General features: G+C 36.0%; 15 protein-coding genes. 14 read left to right on the forward strand and 1 reads right to left on the reverse strand.

The genetic code is table 11. From position 1 onward, the window contains the following. Window positions 1–64: 64 nt before the first annotated feature. From EO244_RS12050 to EO244_RS12060, 3 genes are all read left to right on the forward strand, one after another. Window positions 65–523 (forward strand): hypothetical protein, encoded by a 459-nt coding sequence (locus tag EO244_RS12050; RefSeq protein ID WP_129254932.1) that lies wholly within the window; start codon window positions 65–67, stop codon window positions 521–523. A 147-nt stretch (window positions 524–670) separates the two neighbouring features. After that, the gene (locus tag EO244_RS12055; RefSeq protein WP_129254933.1) at window positions 671–2,890 is read left to right on the forward strand and encodes a TonB-dependent receptor; all 2,220 of its coding nucleotides are present in this window, start codon (window positions 671–673) and stop codon (window positions 2,888–2,890) included. A gap of 68 nt (window positions 2,891–2,958) precedes the next feature. Then, on the forward strand, window positions 2,959–3,267 hold the full coding sequence (locus EO244_RS12060; protein ID WP_206734553.1) for a heavy-metal-associated domain-containing protein: 309 nt from the start codon (window positions 2,959–2,961) through the stop codon (window positions 3,265–3,267). 68 nt (window positions 3,268–3,335) lie between these two features. Here the strand turns inward: EO244_RS12060 and EO244_RS12065 are convergent, their stop codons facing one another. Continuing rightward, entirely contained in the window at window positions 3,336–4,394 is a 1,059-nt protein-coding gene (locus EO244_RS12065; RefSeq protein ID WP_129254934.1) for a zinc metalloprotease, read from the reverse strand. Between the two features lie 709 nt (window positions 4,395–5,103). Between EO244_RS12065 and EO244_RS12070 the strand changes: the two genes are divergently transcribed. The 11 genes from EO244_RS12070 to EO244_RS12120 all read left to right on the forward strand — a co-directional run bounded on the left by EO244_RS12070 (window position 5,104) and on the right by EO244_RS12120 (window position 20,587). Continuing rightward, on the forward strand, window positions 5,104–5,478 hold the full coding sequence (locus tag EO244_RS12070) for a VOC family protein (RefSeq protein WP_129254935.1): 375 nt from the start codon (window positions 5,104–5,106) through the stop codon (window positions 5,476–5,478). A 76-nt stretch (window positions 5,479–5,554) separates the two neighbouring features. Then, on the forward strand, window positions 5,555–7,201 hold the full coding sequence (locus EO244_RS12075) for a diflavin oxidoreductase (RefSeq protein WP_129254936.1): 1,647 nt from the start codon (window positions 5,555–5,557) through the stop codon (window positions 7,199–7,201). 372 nt (window positions 7,202–7,573) lie between these two features. Then, the gene (locus tag EO244_RS12080; RefSeq protein WP_129254937.1) at window positions 7,574–8,743 is read left to right on the forward strand and encodes a thioredoxin family protein; all 1,170 of its coding nucleotides are present in this window, start codon (window positions 7,574–7,576) and stop codon (window positions 8,741–8,743) included. Window positions 8,744–9,072: 329 nt separating this feature from the next. Further along, a complete protein-coding gene (tdh, locus tag EO244_RS12085; protein ID WP_241687979.1) occupies window positions 9,073–10,104 on the forward strand; it encodes an L-threonine 3-dehydrogenase in 1,032 nt (343 codons plus the stop codon). A gap of 223 nt (window positions 10,105–10,327) precedes the next feature. Beyond that, the gene (locus EO244_RS12090; protein WP_129254938.1) at window positions 10,328–10,879 is read left to right on the forward strand and encodes an RNA polymerase sigma factor; all 552 of its coding nucleotides are present in this window, start codon (window positions 10,328–10,330) and stop codon (window positions 10,877–10,879) included. A 160-nt stretch (window positions 10,880–11,039) separates the two neighbouring features. Further along, a complete protein-coding gene (locus EO244_RS12095) occupies window positions 11,040–12,230 on the forward strand; it encodes a FecR family protein (protein WP_129254939.1) in 1,191 nt (396 codons plus the stop codon). Window positions 12,231–12,359: 129 nt separating this feature from the next. After that, window positions 12,360–15,677, forward strand: coding sequence for a TonB-dependent receptor (locus tag EO244_RS12100; protein ID WP_129254940.1), 3,318 nt, complete (start codon window positions 12,360–12,362; stop codon window positions 15,675–15,677). A 12-nt stretch (window positions 15,678–15,689) separates the two neighbouring features. Continuing rightward, complete coding sequence (locus tag EO244_RS12105; protein WP_129254941.1) at window positions 15,690–17,135, forward strand: RagB/SusD family nutrient uptake outer membrane protein; 1,446 nt, start codon at window positions 15,690–15,692, stop codon at window positions 17,133–17,135. Window positions 17,136–17,405: 270 nt separating this feature from the next. Next, on the forward strand, window positions 17,406–18,509 hold the full coding sequence (locus EO244_RS12110) for a TlpA disulfide reductase family protein (RefSeq protein ID WP_129254942.1): 1,104 nt from the start codon (window positions 17,406–17,408) through the stop codon (window positions 18,507–18,509). A 51-nt stretch (window positions 18,510–18,560) separates the two neighbouring features. Next, window positions 18,561–19,772, forward strand: coding sequence for a thioredoxin family protein (locus EO244_RS12115; protein ID WP_129254943.1), 1,212 nt, complete (start codon window positions 18,561–18,563; stop codon window positions 19,770–19,772). A gap of 203 nt (window positions 19,773–19,975) precedes the next feature. Beyond that, on the forward strand, window positions 19,976–20,587 hold the full coding sequence (locus EO244_RS12120) for an RNA polymerase sigma-70 factor (RefSeq protein WP_129254944.1): 612 nt from the start codon (window positions 19,976–19,978) through the stop codon (window positions 20,585–20,587). Window positions 20,588–20,722: the final 135 nt, after the last annotated feature.

Here is a 20,722-nt window from a genome sequence, read left to right on the forward strand (position 1 = left end):
GAGGGTCTTTAGAAAGAGAGCAAGTCAAGTTTGTTCACACTCTTAAAATGATGATAAGTATTTAATGAAAAAACAATTTCGAAATACAGTTTCAATTTTCCTCTTGGTGTTTTACCTGGCAGGATTTTGTGGTTTGAATTTGTTGAAACATTCTTGTTTCTCTTGTCATCAGGAAGATTATCATCTCATTTATGACTTAGATAAATGTGGTGATGAGATGCACGTTTGCGAAGCAGATTCTCGCCCACATCTTATTTCTTTTCATAGTGATTCTTCGCAAGCTCATTATGCTGAGGTACCTTGTTGTACTTTGGAATTGATTTACCTAAAGAATAACCCTCAGACATTAATTAAGCAAGTTGTGAAATCACCTTTGATTTCGAGTCTTGACTTGTTTCAATCTACCTGTTTGCAGCTTCATCGTATCAATGATTTGAGCAAAGGCGATAGAATTGATTATCTTAAAAACATTGTTGACCCTCCGGAAATAACACAGGATTTATTATCCTGTTACCGTTGTTGATTCCTTCATTTTCTTTCAATAACAGCTTATAAAAGATCTTTTTATATGAGCTGAAATAACCTTAACTCACACAAGTCGATTTAAGTGTAGGTTGGAATACTATAATTGTGTTCTAGCCTATCATATCGAATTAAATAAGATTGTAATATGAAGCGAATATTAATACTATTCCTCTCATTACTTCCTTTGTTTTCAATTGCTCGAAACTTTGAAGGAAGAATTGTTGAAAAATTATCAAATGAAGAAAAAGTGCCCCTTCCGGGTGCATCAGTATTTTGGAAGAATACAACACAGGGGACCTCTAGTGATGCCGATGGCCGATTTAGTTTAAACGAATCGCCTAAATCAGGAATCCTGATTGTACAGTTCGTGGGATACGAGACACGTGAAATAGAAGTGAAAAATTTTAAAGGCAAAGAGCTTATAATCGAATTATCACCCAATATTGAGTTGGATGAAGTGGTGGTTTCGAAACGGAAAGCGGGAACCATCCTCGATAGAGAAAATCCGATACAGTCACAAAGTATTACTGGAGCAGAACTCTGTAAGGCGGCTTGCTGTAATCTGGCAGAAAGTTTCGAAACCAATGCTTCTGTCGATGTATCATATGCCGATGCAGCCACTGGTGCCAAATCGATTAAACTACTTGGACTTACAGGTAAATATATTGAAATGATGACTGAGAAGAATCCCAATTTTAAAGGTTTGGCATCGGTTTATGGAATGGTTTATGTGCCTGGTCCCTGGATGGAATCCATACAGGTTTCTAAAGGCGTTGGTTCGGTCGTAAATGGTTTTGAATCGATAACGGGGCAAATCAATATTGAGTATCAAAAACCTCAAAATGCGCCTAAGCTTTATCTGAATGCTTATGGGAACAGTATGGGAATGTCAGAGGGAAATATGATTACAGGGCTTAAATTTAGCGATAAGTTGTCCACTTCGATTTTGGCACATGGACAAGATAACATGCGGGAAATTGATCACAATCATGATAATTTTCTTGATGATCCTATGGTGCGTCAGTATAATTTTGTGAACCGATGGTATTGGAAACCGAATAAGTATTGGATTACACAGTTTGGTGTCAAGTTTATCGATGAACAAAGAATAGGTGGGCAGAAAGGTTATGATGAGACGAAGATAAATGATATCAATAATGCTTATCGTATCAATATCGACACACGTCGTTATGAGGCGTTTGCTAAAATTGGCTATATCTTTCCTAAGAATGATGATCGAAGTGTCGCGTTGATTACAAACTTTTCATCTCATGAGCAAAAGTCGTTTTATGGTTTGAGAAATTACGATGCAAACCAGAAGTATTTATATGCCAATTTATTGTTTCAATCATATATTGGAAATCTAACTCATAAATATACGGCTGGATTATCTTTTATTTACAACGATTTTGATGATAAATTGTACGGGGATAAGGTTATAGGGACTGACCGACATGAAAAAATTGCAGGAGCATATGCCGAATACACTTGGTTGCCATCTGATGAAATCACTTTGCAGGCCGGATTAAGATACGATTACAATTCAGTTTATGGTGGTTTTATGACACCTCGTCTACACTTTAGATATCAATTTGCTGAGAAATCGACTTTACGTATAGCAGCAGGTAGCGGGCGTCGCACCGCTAATGCGATTGCTGAAAATAGTTTTTTGTTGGCATCAAACAGAGCATTTAATCTTGCTTCCGACCTGAAGCAAGAATCAGCGTGGAATTATGGTTTGAGTTTGACGCAATACTTTAGTCTATGGGGACAGGATTTTACAGCATCAGCTGATTTTTATCGAACTGAATTTAACAACCAAGTGATTGTTGATGTGGATCAAAACGCTCATCAGGTAAATTTTTACAATCTTGAAGGACAGTCTTATGCCAATAATTTTCAGTTTGAATTAAAGTTCGAGCCACTTAATCGATTGGATATGACGACAGCTATTCGTTTCTCTGATGTGAAGGCAGATATTAACAATGAATTGCAGAAAGTCCCTTATGTGAATCGATATAAGGGATTGGTGAATCTTTCGTATTCTACAAATATGAATATTTGGCAATTTGATTTTACTGCCCAGTTTAATGGCGATATGCGTATCCCATCAACGGCAAGCAATCCTGTTGAATACCAGAGAAGAGAGGAATCACCGGCTTATACGATGCTTAATGCACAAATAACCAGGCGATTTCGAATTTGGGAAGTCTACGCGGGTGTTGAGAATTTAGGAAATTACACACAAAAGCACCCAGTAATTGCCGCAGATCAGCCTTTTGGCGAAAATTTTGATGCCTCCATGGTTTGGGGACCTATTCAGGAACGTAAGTTTTATCTGGGGTTGCGTTTGACTATTGAGTAGTTTTATTTTGTGAACCTTAATTATATAATAGCTCAAGAGAGTCATTTCTTGGCAAAATACAAATAATAATGAAAAACCTAATTCAGAATTTAAAGAAGGCTACTTTGGCCATTGTAATCATTCTAATGACAACAGCTGCTTTTGCTCAGAAACAAGAAGTGAAGAAGATTGAAACAGTTGTTTTTAATGTTGAAATGGATTGTCAGGGCTGTGTTAAGAAAATTGAAAAGAACATTCCATTTGAGAAGGGTGTTAAAGATTTGCAAATTGATTTTAAAAATCAAAAAGTAACACTTCAATACAAAACCAAATCAACGACTAAAGAAATTCTTAAAAAAGCAATTGAGAAATTGCAATTTAAAGTGACTGAAGCATAGTAATAGTATTAAACAAAAAAAGGCGCCATAAAGGCGCCTTTAGTTGAATTTTAATAAATCAATAGAGCTTACTGTACAAATGTTTCTCTTGCTCCACCTGTTCCAAAGATAGCTCTCATTCTATCGTTCTGTCCGTTAGTGAACATATACATGCAATTATCATCTACATAATCCATGTAGTTCATTGTCATGTCATTAGTTCTACAGTGAACTGTTGGATAAGCTGGACAACCGTAGTTAGCACGGTCAGAACTTGGAGTATCAGTTACAAAGTCATCTTGTCTGCAACCACCATCACCCCAGATGTGGCGAAGGTTCAACCAGTGACCTACTTCGTGAGTTGCTGTTCTACCATGACCATATTGACCACCAGCAGCATTTTCACCAAAGTAATCGCTACCAATAACAACACCGTCAGTGTCTAATTCACCACCAGGAAATTGAGCATATCCCAAGATACCACCACCAATTTCACAAACCCATAAGTTCAAGTTGCGAGCAGGATCAACTGCATCCATACCACCTAGGTTTGAATGTTTCATTTCGTCATTGGTTCCCCAAGATGTTCTAGTTGAAGCTTTTCTGTTTACACCTGCTAATACAAATGTAATGTCAACATTTGCTACAGCATTGTTGAATTCACTAGGTACTCCACCTGTAGCAGGGTTCATATCATTATAATCCTCATTTAAGATTGCAATTTGAGAATTAATATGAGCCTGAGTAACAGGATGGTTAGCATCCTCTAGAATATTTACGATAACAGGAATTGTAATACTTCCTTGATAAGGAATTGGTCCTGTTGTTCCACCACCACCTGGTTTCTTCGAGCTTGCATTTGTTGCGCTTTTAGCTGCAATTAACTTTCTCGTATGTTTTTCAATATTATACATACGGTTTTCTAAGCTAGGGTTTTCTTTTAGTTGGCGGTTTAATACTTTCATACTACCACACTGAGGACCATGAATATGTCCTGATTTTGTAGTGTTATCATCACTTGTGTAAACATAGAAATCACTCATATCTACAGTAACTTCTTGTTGGTCGGGTTTAATTTCATTCGCATTGTTTTGACATGATCCTAAAACTAGAGCCAAACATGCTACTGAAAGAAAAATTCTTTTCATAAATAATTTGTTTTGGGGTTAAAATTTAAATTTGGGTTTATTAAAATTCGGTCGAATATAGGGATTGTTTTTTATAAAAATAAATAGGCAGGTTCATTTCCTATAGGTAAAACATGATATTTCTCATATATTTTTTTCTGTGTTGTACTGTTTATAACCCATGCGTGAATTTTGATTTTTTTTGATTTTTTTTTGAATGTTAAAAAAGTTTAAAACAAATTTTAAGGAATAATTAGAATAGTCAAGAGATCAATTGAAATATTTTCAGGCTGTTTTATACTGTTAATTTTTTTATTTCATAAGTGTTTATTTATCGTTTATGAATGGTGTTTTTTGATTGATAAATGATTTTGCTGATTTTACTTTTTTGTTAGGTAATCATAATTGATTTGTCTGGTGAAATCATTTTACTTAAGGCTTTACTAAACAGTATATTTGGTGTTTGTTCGTTGTTCTTGTGTTTTATATTCCTGTATTTTTGGTTCTAAATAGGTGTTTTATCTTTATGTAATGTCTAGGAAATGAGTGTAAAAGGAGTTTTGGGTCTTTAAATCGGTTATTGCAAATTGAAATTCTATTGAGGTCGATTTATAAAGAAATTCTAATGACATAAGATGCAGTAAAGTTTGATTGCATTTTTGAATTTTATAAATTTAGACAGTAGTCTAATGATGCAGTGATACTACATCCATAAATTAAATTTTGTGTTATGAAAAAAGAAGAGATACTCGGATTGAGAACAGTGGTTTATAAAGTTGAAAATTTACTTAAAGCAAAAGATTGGTATTCAAAAGTTTTTGAAACGCAGCCTTATTTTGATGAACCATTTTATGTGGGCTTTAATATAGGTGGTTATGAATTGGGATTACTTCCGGAAGATAAGGGCGAAGCCACTAAAGGTGAAGGCGTTATTGCATATTGGGGAGTGAATGATATCAATATGGTTTATACAAATATGTTGGAATCAGGTGCAAAAGAACACGAAAAACCGACTAATGTAGGAGGAGAATTGATGGTTGCGAGTGTTTATGATCTCTGGGGGAATATTATTGGTCTAATTTACAATCCTGAATTTAAGTTATAATGCATTGTTTTTATTTAGTTTGATTCCAAATACGAATAATTAAGGATATCTTTATCCGAAAATTAATTCGGTCCAGATGAATCAATATATACTTAAGCCTAAATCTCAGGCTTTTTCAATACAAAATATTAAGAGTTTTGCGTCTCCCATTACAATTCTTTATGGTGGGAAATCGGGAAATTCTGCCTTTATAGCTGAACAAATCAAAATACAATTTGCCAAGTACGAATTGGAACCTGCTGTCTATAGCATGTCTGATTACGATGTCAGTAATTTGGTGAATGAGAAGTATCTCTTTATTGTTGTGAGTACGAGAGGCGAGGGGGATCCTCCAGCTCAGGCTCAGCAGTTTTATAAATTTCTGATGGGAGCTAAGGTTCCTCAATTACCAAATTTGAATTTTTCTGTATGTGCTTTAGGTGATTCGAGTTATCAATTTTTCTGCCAAACAGGTAAGGATATTGATCAACAATTGAGAATCCTGGGAGCCACGCGTTACGTTGAGCTTACGACTTGTGATTTGGCCTTTAAAACGAAGGCTGAACGATGGGCTTCTGATTTATTAAATAAATTTCAGAATAGAGTGAACGGTGATGCTGTGGCTTTGCAATTTGGTCAGCATGCTTTAGGGCCAACTTTTACACTTAAGCTGAAGGAAAAATATCGTGTCAGTGGTGAGAAATCAGAAAGTGAGATCAATCATTTGGTTTTCCAAACTGATCATCCTGACTTTACTTATCAACCTGGTGATACCGTAAGTATAAAACCAAAGAATCCTTATTCCTTGGTGGTTCGAATCATGATAAAATTGGGGTATTCACACGAGACTATAGTCAAATATAAGGATAAGAAGAAAAGTATCGAAGAGTTACTGGCAGTTAAACTGGAACTGACTTGTTTAACCGAAGAGGTACTTCGAGCCTATTTAGAACATTGCGGGGATCAAAAACTGGCAGCTTTGTGTGCGAATCAATCCGAATTGCATAGCTATTTGCAATATGCCGATGTCTACGATCTGATTACGGATTTTCCTTGTGAGATTGAAGCCGATGATTTTGTCCAAATTCTTTGTAAAGCTCAGCGTCGCTTGTATTCAATTTCATCCAGTATAAAAGAAACTCCCGATGAGGTACACTTGACGGTGAAACAGTTTAATTACTCTGCCGTTAATCGCGATCGTATTGGAGCTTGTTCTTCATATCTAAATAAAGGTTTGCAGTTGGGGTCTGGTTTGAAAGTACAGTTTATCCCTAATGAAGCATTTCGCCTTCCTGCAGATGAGCTTCCTGTTATTATGATTGGGGCTGGTACTGGAATAGCGCCTTATTTGTCTTTTTTGAAGGAAAGAAAAGCAAGAGGGGCATCTGGCACGAATTGGTTGATTTTTGGTGAAAAACAAAGAGAACACGATTTTCTCTATCAAAAAGAGCTTGAAAATTTTAAAAATGAAGGTTTATTAACACGTTTGGATTTGGCTTTTTCACGTGATGATGAAAAGAAAGTTTACGTTCAGGATCGAATTAAGGAAAAGGGGAAAGAGATTATTAACTGGTTAGAGAAAGGGGCTCATATCTACGTCTGTGGGGCTGTTGCAATGGGAAAAGCAGTGACTGAAAACCTGATTGAATTATTTCAGATTGAATTTGGAATGGATAAGGAACAAGCTTTAGCATATTTCGATGGTCTGCAACAAGAAGCTCGTTATCATGAGGATGTGTATTGACTTAGATTGATCTACCAAATATTTTATAATCCAAGCTTAGATGAATGAGTTTTGACTTCATTTTTTTTTAAATCCAGATCCTATAGGTTCTGGATTCATTTGTTTTAATATGTGGTTGTGGATTAAGTTCTTGTATCCGATTATTATATAGAATATTTTAATTGTTATTTATAGAGAGGTGTTTTTTTTATGTTTTGTTTTAATCCTTGGTTCGGTGAAGATTTTTTATTTAAATGTATAAAGAATGTTAAAAAAAGAAGTGTTCCTTCACCCAAAACCTTTTGATTGGTGTCTCTACTATAAACGTATAATTAAATACTAACCCAATTGGAATCAACCTAATAAGGATGATGCCTTTAACATTAAAATTAGATGAAGAAAATAATCGTAATGTTTGCTGCATTATTAATCTGTAGCAATGTGTTTTCACAAGGGATTCAATTCGAACATGGTACTTTTGACGAGGCTTTAGCCAAAGCAAAGAAAGAAAACAAAATCGTGTTTGTGGATTGTTACACCACATGGTGTGGTCCATGTAAGTATTTGGCAAAGAATATTTTCACACAAAAAGAAGTGGGTGATTTTTTTAATCAGAATTTCGTAAATGTGAAAATGGATATGGAATCGGAAGAAGGTAAACCTCTAATGGGAAAATATCAGGTTGCTGCTTTCCCGACTTTATTATGGTTGGATGCCGAGGGCAATATTCAGCATAAGATGGTGGGAGCTGGTGATGCAAATTCATTATTAGCAACTGCAAGCTTGGCTTTGGATACTAAGAACAATTGGTCGGCTTTGAATAAGCAATATGAAAATGGAGATCGCAGTTCGGAATTCATGCAAAAATATATCTTGACTTCTGCAAAAGCGGGTATCGATACCAAAGAGGCTGTTGATAGCTATTTTTCAAGCAAAAAAGTTGAAGATTTAATCAATGCCAAAGATGCAGATTTAATTGCAAGTACAATTAAAAGTACATCAAATCCTGTTTTTCACTTTGTGTTGAAAAATAAGACTAAATTTTATGCTGTAGCTGATAAAGCGCAAGTTGACCAATTTTTAGAGTATACCATGCTTGGAGAAATGGGACAATTGGCTCGTAAAGGCGATATGGAAGCCCTTGATCTTAAGAAGAAAGAATTAATTGCTCTTGACCAAGAAGTAGGAGCCAAAGTGGTTGCATTTTTGGATATGAATATGCTTCGAAGAGATCCTGACCAGAAAAAGTTCTACCAGGCAATGGCTGATTATGCAGTGAAGTATGATTTTGATAATTCAGAGAATTTAAATCGTTATGCCTGGACAATTGCAGAAGTTAAAGAAGATTTGGGAAATGGGCTTATAGATACAGCTCTTAAGATGGCTAAACGTTCTGTAGAATTGAATGCCAATTTTGCAAATATTGATACTTACGCTTTTTTATTAAATAAAGCAGGACAAAATAAGGAGGCGAAAGTTCAAGCAGAAAAATCAGTGAAACTAGCTCCTCAGGATCAAAAGAAAGACTTGTGGTCTGATAAATTCCTCAAGGGTGAAAACTAATTTAAGTGAACACAAAGGCTTTGCTGTTGCTTTATAGGTGAGGTTTTTGATTAAAACTGCAGACATGGAGCAATAAGCCAGATGTCTGCAGTTTTTGTTTTAAAAATTTATAATTGATTAGGGATTCTGATTATTGTGCAATTGTTTGATAACTTGGGGTATTAATTGCCAATATTGATTTATTTTGTTTCTTTCGTTAATTTCTTTTTGACATATTGATATTCTAGCTTTGTTTTTATTATTTTCGGGAAATAATAAAAGGGCTTTTCTGAGGTCTTTAAATTAAATACAAAACACTTTAACTCACAGATTTACTTAATAATACGACAATGGCTAAAATGAAGGCTCTAGTAAAATCCAAAGCTGAGAAAGGCTTGTGGATGGAAGAAGTCGATATGCCTAAAGTAGGCATTAACGATGTTCTTGTAAAAATCAGAAAAACTGCTATTTGCGGTACCGATTTACACATTTACAAATGGGATGAATGGGCTCAAAATACAATTAAACCCGGAATGATTATCGGTCATGAGTATGTGGGTGAGGTTGCTGAAATGGGTGCTGGTGTAACTGGCTTTAAAATTGGTGATCGTGTAACAGGTGAAGGTCATATTGCTTGTGGACACTGTAGAAACTGTCGTAGAGGTCGTAAGCACGTTTGCGAAAACACAGTAGGTATTGGTGTAAACATCGATGGTATTTTTGCTGAGTACGCTGCTATTCCTGCATCGAACCTGATGAAAATGAGCGATGAGATTGAGGACGAATTGTTGGCAATCATGGATCCTTTTGGAAATGCGACTCATACTGCTCTGTCCTTTTCTCTAATTGGTGAAGATGTGCTTGTTACCGGTGCTGGTCTTATTGGTTCTATGGCCGTTGCCATTGCCAAATTTGCTGGTGCGCGTTACGTTGTGGCAACTGAAACTAATCCTTACAGAATTGAGTTGGCTAAGAAAATGGGAGCGACACGCGTTGTGAATCCTATGGAAGAAAGCCTTGATGATGTGATTAAGGAATTAGGTATGATTGGTTTTGATATAGGATTGGAATGTTCGGGTGCGCCTGCAGCTTTCAACGATATGGTTTCTCATATGTACAATTCGGGTAAGATTTCTTTGCTAGGGATTTTACCATCACAAACTCAGGTAAACTGGAGTAACATCATTTTCAAAGGTCTTCAGTTGAAAGGAATTTATGGTCGTGAAATGTACGAAACATGGTACCAAATGGAACAAATGTTGATGAGTGGTTTGGATCTTTCTCCAATGATTTCTCACCGATTCGATGCGGCAGATTTCCAAAAAGGTTTTGATATTATGGAAGAAGGTAATTGTGGAAAAGTTATCTTAAATTGGGACTAAATCCAATTTTAATATATGATTTTAAAAACTCAGCAAAATGCTGAGTTTTTTTGTATCGATCGTATTTAAAAGTTTAAATATGCATAAATTCTAATGAACCATATATTGGTTTAAGCGACTGTAAATTAATGGTAAATGAGGGATGATTCGTATTTGGTTGATTTAGATTGAATATAAAGAGATTTGCATATTAGCATAGCTTTCTTACTTTTATCGGCAGAAAATGGACAGCCAGGAACAAGATATCATCAGAAAATTTAAAAGTGGGGACGAATCAGGTCTCCGCCTCATGTTCGATTTGTATTATTCGTCCCTTTGTATTTTTGCCTATAAGTATTTCGATTCCTTCGAAAAGGCTGAAGATATTGTTCAGGAAGCCTTTATTACCTTATGGGAAAAAAACAGGTTAATCAATTTTACAGGTTCAATAAAAGCCTATTTGTTTAGTATCGTTAAAAACAATTCTATTAATGCAATTAAGCAAGATAGAAGGTTTCGCTTTGAGGAAATTGATAATCAGGCTTACATTATTATTGAAGATGAATTTGAGTTTCATAAATTGGAAGATCGAAGGGAAAAGCTTTATCACGAAATAGAACAATTGCCAGAACAGTGTAAAAAAGTATTTGAAGGCATTGTTTTTGAAAAAATGAAGTATGCCGATGTTGCGGCCGAATTAAATATATCTCTCAATACAGTTAAAACGCATTATTCCAGAGCTTTGAAACAATTACGAAGTTCATTGGATATCCTTTTAATGATTATGCTCCCCTAAATAACGTGTATTCCCGACTGTCTTTTTTAAGAGATTCTCATCCACACAAGTTTCATTTTTAGCCTGTCATCTATTTCTTTTATAAGAAAATTGAAAATAGTTCATTTTTTTTGTCACCCATTTTTAAGATTATCACTTATAGGGGTAAAAGCATGCAAAAATGAAATTTTCCGAAGAACATATTATCTCATTAATTATCGCTTATCAGGAGAGAGTTATTTCTGATGAGGGGATTAATGAATTGAGTGAGTGGTTGGATGCAGATCCGGATCACGCTCATCGATTTGCGAAGTATCTGGCCTTATTAAAGGAAGGTAAAGCTGTTAGTCAGTTTGATCAAATAAAATCAGAAGAGGCCTGGACAAAGATTAGCAAGTCATTAAAGAAGCCTAAAAAGGAAACTAAATTAAGAAAACTAAAAACATGGTTGCCTCAGGTTGCTGCAGTTGTGGTTGTTTCCTTGGTGAGTTATTTTGTACTTCATCAGGTAAATTCCGATTTTGATTCCAATAAGATTTACAATTTTGCTGAAGTATCGACCATTGGCACTAAAAAAGCAATTCTAACTCTTGAGGGAGGTCAGAAACTGAAACTTGAAGAAAATCTCACTAAAGTCATTTCAGAAATTGATGGAACACGCATTAAAAAAGATTCTTCAAATAGCCTGACTTATACCAATCATCAGTCTCGTAAAACAAAATTGATTTACAATCGGATTGATATACCCAGGGGAGGTGAGTATAATTTAACCTTAGCTGACGGAACCCGGGTCTGGTTGAATTCTGAATCTTCTTTAAGATATCCGGTGCAGTTTACTGGTAAAACACGTCAGGTTGAGTTGACCGGTGAGGGATATTTTGAAGTGGCACATAATCCCCAACAGCCTTTTATATTAAAAGTTCGCGATACAAAAGTGAAAGTTCTGGGGACAAAGTTTAATGTTTCGACCTACGATGATAAGGAATTGATTGCCACCACCTTGGTTGAAGGCAGTGTTGAGCTGAGCTCTCTGGGTGAACAAACAATTTTAAAGCCAGGATTTCAGGCTGTCATAAAAAGAGGCGATAATGTCTTTCAAATACAAGCCGTTAATACCGATTTGTATACATCCTGGACGAAAGGTGTGTTTGAATTTAAAAATCATTCACTTGAAGATATTTGCCACCAGTTAAGCCGATGGTACAGTGTGGAATTCTTTTTTGTTGAAAACCAGTATCGTCAACTGCGATTTACAGGTGCAGTAAAAAGAGAGAAATCGATAGACTTTGCCCTTGATATGATAGAAAAGATGGCAAATGTGAAATTTGCAATTAAAGATGATAAAATTATAGTAGGTCGACCTACTGATTAGATAATGTTTTGTTGGCGGCCACCAGCAAAATGAAAAAAAAACAGGAAATGCGGCCACATTCCCTGTTTAATTATTAACCATCCATTGAGATTTGATGTCAATGGAAGTATAAATCTAGACCCTAAAGTTATGAAAAAAAACCTGAAGTGGCGGTGTTTATCACCAGCCATAAGAAAAACACTGCTCGTTATGAAGCTAAGTTTGATTCTATTTTTCGCTTTTACCTTCCAGTTATCAGCTTCTGTGCTGTTGGGACAGCAAGTGAGTATTAATATCGGTGAGGCTTCTTTAAGAACTGTCTTGAGTGAATTAAAGGAACAAACAGGAACTTACTTTATGTATAATGAAGAAGATGTGAATGCTTCGTACAGAGTAGATCTTGATATGCAAAATGTGAGTTTGGAATCAGCTCTTAATGAGATTTGTAAGCAAATTCCTTTTGAATACGAAATTATTGAAGACTTTGTTGTTTTTACTAAAAAAGAACTTAAATCTGTTCAAAAACCTGTTCAAGAGAAAAAAGAAATTAGAGGTAAGGTGACCGACAAATCCGGTTCTCCTTTACCAGGTGTTTCTGTGATTGTAAAAGGCACAACAATTGGTTCAGCAACCAATACCAACGGTGAATTTACCTTGAAAATACCCGAAAATGCTGAGACTTTAGTGGTCTCATTTATCGGTATGATTCCACAAGAAATCAAACTGGGTGATAAAACTCAATATACAATTGTGCTTAAGCAGGACAAAGGTATGATGGATGAAGTGGTCGTGGTTGGTTATGGAACAACAGCTGTAAGAGATTTTACCGGTTCAGTGGCTCGTATTTCAGAGAAGGATCTGGAAATGAAAAATGTTCCCTCTTCAACCTCTTTATTACAAAATATGGCTGCAGGTGTAATGGTTAGTGGTAACACAGGGCGGCCAGGTGAATCTGTAAGGGTAAGAGTTAGGGGAGCGACGTCTCTTTCAGGGAGTAATGAACCTTTGTATGTGATTGATGGGATACCCACTGACGATGCTGAGATCTTAAATGCGATACCTCCTTCAGATATCGCTTCGGTAGATGTGCTTAAGGATGCATCGGCATCGGCTATTTATGGTTCCCGTGCAGCCAATGGTGTAGTGATGATTACGACCAAAAGAGGCCGTCTAAATGAGAAAGCAAAGTTTAATGTCAACTATATTGCTTCTTTTGATACGCAAATCAAGAATTTCTCCATGCTTGATGGAGATCAATTTCGTTCTTATTTAACCGATTTGGCTAATGCAACCTTAGAAGTTGACCCTGGTAACAGTGCTGCTGAAGATATTTTGGATACTGAAGGGGGATATCTGGGGGATGCCAATACCGATTGGTTTGATAAAGTGAAACAAACAGCCAGAAGACAAAATTTTGATTTATCCGTTCGTGGCGGAAGTGAGAATATTTCTTATTTCGTTTCAGGTTCTGTATTGGATCATAAAGGGATGGTTGTTAATGACGATCTAACTCGTTATTCAAGTCGGGTGAATTTGGATATCGATTTGAGTTCAACGTTTAAAATTGGAACCAATATCAATTTGTCTTATACTGATAGAAGTGAATCCGGAACATCCCTGTTTTCAGCGCAGGGGCATCGTCCTGATTTGCCTGTTTATGATGAAGACGGGGTTACTTTTTACGATATAAACCCGGTTGCCGAATCAACGATTGTAAACAATTCTGATGACTACAGAATTTCGGGTAGTGTGTATGGAGAATTAGAGGTTCTAAAAGGTTTGAAACTGAAGTCGAGTATCTCGGTCAATCAGTACATGAACTATAATTATCAATTTAAACCCAGCTATTTAAGCTATTATAATGAGGCATCTGCGCGTAAAGAAGAAAGCAGAGGCTATAGAACTGTGTTCGATAATACCTTGAGCTATGTGAATACCTTTAATGAGGTTCATGCAATTGACTTTGTGGGTGGTGTTTCTTATGAAGACTCAGAAAGTCAGTGGGCATATCTCTCAAAGAATGGTTTCGCCATGGATGAGATTTATACCAATGTTTCTGCCGGAACAGAGTTTGGTTCATCTTCAGATGGAAAAGAAGGTAAAGGCTTATTTTCTTCTTTTGGTCGTTTAAATTATAAGTTTAAGGATAAGTATCTGGTAACGGTGACGGCTCGTTACGATGGTTCTTCCATGTTTGGAAAGAACAATCGTTATGGTTTCTTCCCTTCGGGAGCACTTGCCTGGAGAATGAATAAGGAGAGCTTTTTAAGCGATGTTGATGTCATTAATGATTTAAAACTTAAGGTTTCCGCAGGAAAAACAGGAATTCAGAACTTATCAAGTTACTCCAACAGAGATCTGTACCGAGCAACCAAATACAATGATGCACCTGGTATTGAGCATTCTCAGATTGGAAACAAGGATATTCAGTGGGAACTTTCAACTCTATACGATGCCGGTTTGGATTTCGCTTTATTCAATTATCGTTTGACAGGATCTTTAGGCTATTATATCAAAAATACTGACGACTTAATCAGAAGTTTCTCTTTTCCTTCAAGTATGTCTGTAAACAGCATGTATTATAATATTGGTAGCGTTAGAAACGAGGGCTTCGAATTTAATGTTAAGGCTAAGATTATAGATCAAAAAGATCTGAAGTTTGATTTGGCTATCAATCTGGCTACCAATAAAAATGAAGTCAGAAAATTAGAGGAAGAAGGCTCAACGGAGAATTCAAGTGGAGCGATTGTACAGGGAACAGGTTCTCAGGTTTTGGCTGAAGGTTATGCAATGGGATCTTTCTTTGGATATAAGTATAATGGGATAATTCAAAATCAGGACCGTATAGATGAACTGGATGCCAATGCTGTAGAAAATGGTCACTCGTCATATTATGGTTATCTGTATCCTGGAAATATTGAATTAAGCGACCTTAACAAGGATGGTAAGGTTGATACTAAGGACAGGACGATTATTGGTAATCCTGATCCCGATTTGTTTGGAGGTATTATTGCCAATCTTACCTATAAGGGATTCTCTTTTAATGCCAATTTTGGATTTCAGATAGGCGGATTAAAACAATATGGGAAAGCCTTACAGAATGTACCAAGTCAGTTGGCAGGGCTTGTTGATTATAACCTTTATAATCGATGGTCTCCGGAGAATACGGATGCTAAAATACCAGCCATCTATCTGGGACAGGGCGTTCCGGCATTAACCAATATGAGTTTATATGATGCATCTTATTTTAGATTACAGGATCTAAGAATTTCATACGATCTTCCTAAAATCAAGAAATTTTCAGTTCAGGGGCAAGTTTATGTGTCGGCAACGAATTTATTCACATTGACCTCTTATCCTGGTACCGATCCGGCTACAGTTAATGCTTATGGAGATTTTGGGGGGAATTATGAAACCAGTTATCCCGGAATAAGAACCTATTCAGTTGGATTGAAGTTGAATTTGTAAAAAGCTAATCAGATGAAAAAATATATATTAACACTACTGTTTGCTCTCCTAATATTTGGATGTTCAACGGATGATTTATTAGATAAATTACCCCCTTATGCGGCCGATTTAGACGGAGCGATAACCAATGCCAAAACCGCAGAATTGGCATTGATTGGGGTTTATTCCAATTTGCCATCAGAAGGCTATTATTCAATCTATACAACTGCTCCAGCAAGTTTTAAAGCAGGAACCATGAGAAAACCCGACTGGTGGACAAGAGGAAATGCTGTTTATTTTTACGAACGATACTGGCCAGTGTTGTCTGGAACAAGTGACTATGATTGGGGATACGATTATGAATTGATAAAGAATTCAAATTTCTTATTGAATGCCATAGAAGGGATCAATGATTTTGAAGGAAATCGTAAGGATGAAATTATTGGAGAATTACACTTTTTAAGGGCTGTAGCTTATGAACGCTTGATGTTGCGTTATACCCAGTATTGGGACATCAATAGTGAACTGGGATTGATTATTCGTAATGATCTACCCGGCTTGGACAATGTAAAGAAAGAGCGCTCCAGTGTGGCTGAATCCTATCAGATGATAATCGACGAATTGGATATAGCTATAGATAATTGCCCTGATTATTCGACTTGTGGACAGGCATCCAAAGTTGCTGCTCAGGCATATAAAACCAGAGTTTTGTTTCAGATGGGTAATTATTCCGATTGTATTAATATGGCCGATGAAGTATTAACCCATACCGAGAATGCTCTGGCTCCGGATTATGCAACTGTTTTTACGGATTGGTCAAGTACGAACGAGATCCTTTTTGGAAGAGTATTTGGTGCTTCTGATATTCCTGATCTTGAAAGTCGAATCACAGCCTTTAGTTCTGGGAAATGGGGTCCTTCATCAAATTATATCACTCTTTTAGGCAACGATCCAAGATATAATGCCATAATTGGCGATACGGTAGAAGTTGATTACCGCTATGGGCTTGCAGGTAAGGTTTATAAAAATCCAACTGTTAAGAAACTTGTGAATTCAGCAAATGATTTACCAATTATTTATATGCGTACAGCTGAAATTTACTTGTTAAAGGCTGAAGCTATATATCGCAATGGTGGTTCATATGACGATGCTTATGCACCCATTGCTGCAATCCGTTCTCGTGCAGGGGCAGATCCTGTTCCACATGCCACTCAGGAGGAGATTGAAACGGCTATTTGCAATGAATGGTTAATTGAAATGTCTTTCGAAAATGGACACGAATATTTTGCTTTGAGACGTTTTGGTGTAGAGAAGTTGTTGGAAAGAAACGATCTTCTTAAAGAAGCTTTGGACAAAGCAATTACAAAAGGGAGTGATGCTGAGGCACAATATCGTAAGCGTATTGAGGACTTTAGAATATTGCCCATACCGTCTAGTGAAATCAATGGAAACCCGGTGGACCAAAATCCCGGATATTAATTATTGATGGCATCAGTTTAAGATGTTAATAAAGTGGCTGTATCCTGTGAACTCAAGATGTATTGAAGTCAGTTTTTAGATAAACAGCCTTAAAAAACAGGGTACAGCCTCTTACTATTTATTCCAAAACAGAGTTTATACAAGTATTTATCCTATACTTTATTAGGAAGCATTTGGTCTGATATTTCGAAAGATCAGCTTGTTAATGTATATGTAGTATTGGTAATTTCTGCTTTATATTTCTGAGACCTAATCATTTGAACTTGTGTGATGAAAAAATTAAAAAACTACGTATTAATAGTGCTATGCTCCCTGTTTCTGTTGTCCTGTGGCGATACGGATAATTTTTTCCGTTTGGAAGGAAATATCGAAGGGTATTCCAAAGGGATGGCATATTTGAAACAATTTAATGGTAAAGAGTTTGTTTGTATTGACTCGACTGAGATTAATCAGGGAACTTTTTCTTTCTCGGGAAAGAGAAATCAACCCCAATTGAGTCAGATTGTTGTGGAAGGCTACAAATACCCTATTCGTTATTTCTTTCTAGAAGCGGGGCAGATCGATTACAAATCAAAGGTTAATGGGCGAAATCTGACGGTGCCTGTTGTTAGGGGGACACCTACGCAAAATGCATTGAATCGTTATACCAGCGAGAGAGAGGTGTTGTATCGCAAGGTTTTGGCATTGAGACGAATTAAAGGTAAAGATGAGGATGAAAAAAAAGAATGTCAGCTGCAGATCAATCGCTTGGAATTGCATATGATGGAGTTGGTAAAATCCTTTACTCAGGAGGATCAGTTTCCTGTACTTTCGTTGTATTTAATCAAAGAGAATTATACGAGTGATAATGATGCGTTGAAGCTGGAAAACAGATTAAAGCCTTATGCAAAAGACTATGCACAGCATCCTCTTTATAAAGCTATTCAGACCAGAGTGGAGGAATTGAATCGCATTGCACCCGGACAGCAGGCACCTGGTTTCGAGATGGAATCATTGGAAGGTGCACTTATAAGTCTCTCCGATTTTAAAGGGAAAATTACTTTAATCGATTTTTGGGCCTCTTGGTGTGGCCCTTGTCGAAAAGAGAATCCCAATATGGTGAAGCTCTATCAGACCTATCATGAAAAAGGACTCGAAATTCTGGGTGTATCGCTCGATACGAGCAAGGAGAGATGGGCAAAAGCGGTTGAAAAGGATAATCTGACCTGGAATCATGTCTGTGATTTTCAAAAATGGCAATCTCCTTTAGTCAGTCAATATGCTGTGAGAGGTGTGCCATTTACGGTTTTAATCGATAAGCAGGGGCGGATTATTGCAAGTGGTTTGCATGGGGAAGCCTTAAAAAGCAAAGTTGAGGAAGCTTTGGGAATTTGATACAGGTTGTATTCCCTTTGAAATCAAAACATTTACTAAAAAGAACTTATTATGAAGATAAAAATAGTGTCAGTTCTGGTCTTGTTTTTACTGTGCAGCAATGCATTTGGTGAAACAACAGAAGGAATCAAATTTTTTCATGGCAGTTGGGAAGAGGCTAAAACCAAGGCCAAGGAAGAAAATAAAATAATATTTATTGATTTTTATACACAATGGTGTGGCCCTTGTTTTAATATGGCTAAAAAGGTGTTTATTTTACCGGAAGTCGGAAGTTTCTACAACGATAAATTTATCTGTCTGAAGATAGATGCTGAAAGCAATGATGGAGCAGTTTTAGCAAAGCAATATGTGGTGCAATCATACCCGACTTATGCGTTTATTAATCCTGAAAATGAAAAACTGGTTCATCGCAGTGGCGGTCGAAAGTCTGCTGAAGATTTTATTGCCTTGGGTAAAGCTGCACTCAATCCTCAAATGACATCTGAATATATTTTATCAGAGTACAATAATGGGAATCGATCCGAAGAATTTATGATTGCCTATGTCAGGTATATGGCATCAATTTATAAAAGAGATGCTGTGATTTCAGGCTTTGATGAAGTTGTAAAGAATGGCGGAAAATTAACGGATCCTAAAATATGGGAACTGTATAGGGATTGTATCTCTGGATACGATAATCCCTATTTAAAAGAAGTGTCTGATCATTATACGCAATTTGTCGACTTGTTTGGAAAAAAGGTTGTTGATAATAAATTGGCTAAAGAAACAACTTATTGTAGTGCGGACTTTATGGCTCAATTGTGCGATTTTGAAGGGAAAGCCTTTAATATGCGTTTAAAGAAGATTTCTGATCAGATTTATTATGAGAAAGATTATTCAAAAGCTATTGTATCGCTTGATGCACTGATAGCAGATAGAACACTTGATAAACAAAAGGTGATTGATCGCCTGAAGTTTATGGTTAGGCTCAATAGGCGTTATGGCTCAGATTATCCGGATGAGTGGTTTTACAAATGTGTGGAATACCTGCGTTATATAGCTTACAATGATGTGAAGAGAGATGATGTGAGAATTCATTTTGATTACGCCTTAGCGTTGGAAATGATGGCTGAGAGAGTCGCTAAAACAGGGAAGGAGATTCCTGAATTTTTAAAAACAGCTCCAAAGTATGGCAAAGAAGAATACTCCTCAAGACCAGCAGAGCTAAAAATGAAACCTAAATATCAAAAAAATAAAAAGAACAAATCGGCTAGATTTAATTGATGAGACTTCCGTTTTGTTTTAAATGTTTGCTTATTAGTGTATAAGAATGTTCCATAATGTGTATTAAACATAGTGGAACATTTTTCTTTTGAAAGAATGTTTTATCTCTTCCTAATTTTGTTGTAACAATAAGAATTAATATTATTTTGAACCTTCTTGTTGTTTTGTAAAATCAATATCCTTTTCTATTTTTAGCACCCGTTATGAATGATCAGGAGCAAAAAATTATACAGAAGTTACGGAATGGCGACGAGTCTGGTTTACGCCAGATGTTCGATATGTACTATTCTCCTCTATGCGTGTTCGCTTTAAAATATATTGATTCTTTTGATCTTGCTGAAGATTTGGTTCAAGATATCTTTATTGGTTTTTGGGAAAATAAACGAGTTGAGAAGTTGAATACCTCTTTGAAATCTTATCTTTTTACATCTGTAAAAAACAATGCACTGAATTACATTCGTAAGAATAATAGGTATCAAATTGACGCCATCGATGATGAGTTTGATATCTTAATAGATGATTCTTTTGATCCTGAAGATTTAGAGCAAATGAAAATAAAACTCTATCAGGAATTAGAAAACCTTTCAGAACAGAGCAGAATAGTATTCGAGGCTATTATTTTTCAGAACATGAAATATAAGGAAGTTGCAGAAAATTTAGATGTTTCTGTTAATACCATTAAAACTCACTTTGCACGAGCATTGAAACAGCTTCGAAACTCATTGGATATTGTTATTCTAATTATGCTTAGCTTAATAAATGATCCAGATATAAAGCCTTTTATCAATTTGTGCGAATATGATTGTTTCTATTAACTAATTTTTTCTTATTAGTTGCCCACTATTTATATCTGCAGATGTAACTTTCATTATATCATTATCTAAGATTTTTTTAGAAATTGCTGATATTATTTTCATTTTTTTTGTCACCCATTTCATATTTTATCAATC

Source organism: Ancylomarina salipaludis, assembly GCF_004122035.1.
Taxonomy (GTDB): domain Bacteria; phylum Bacteroidota; class Bacteroidia; order Bacteroidales; family Marinifilaceae; genus Ancylomarina; species Ancylomarina salipaludis.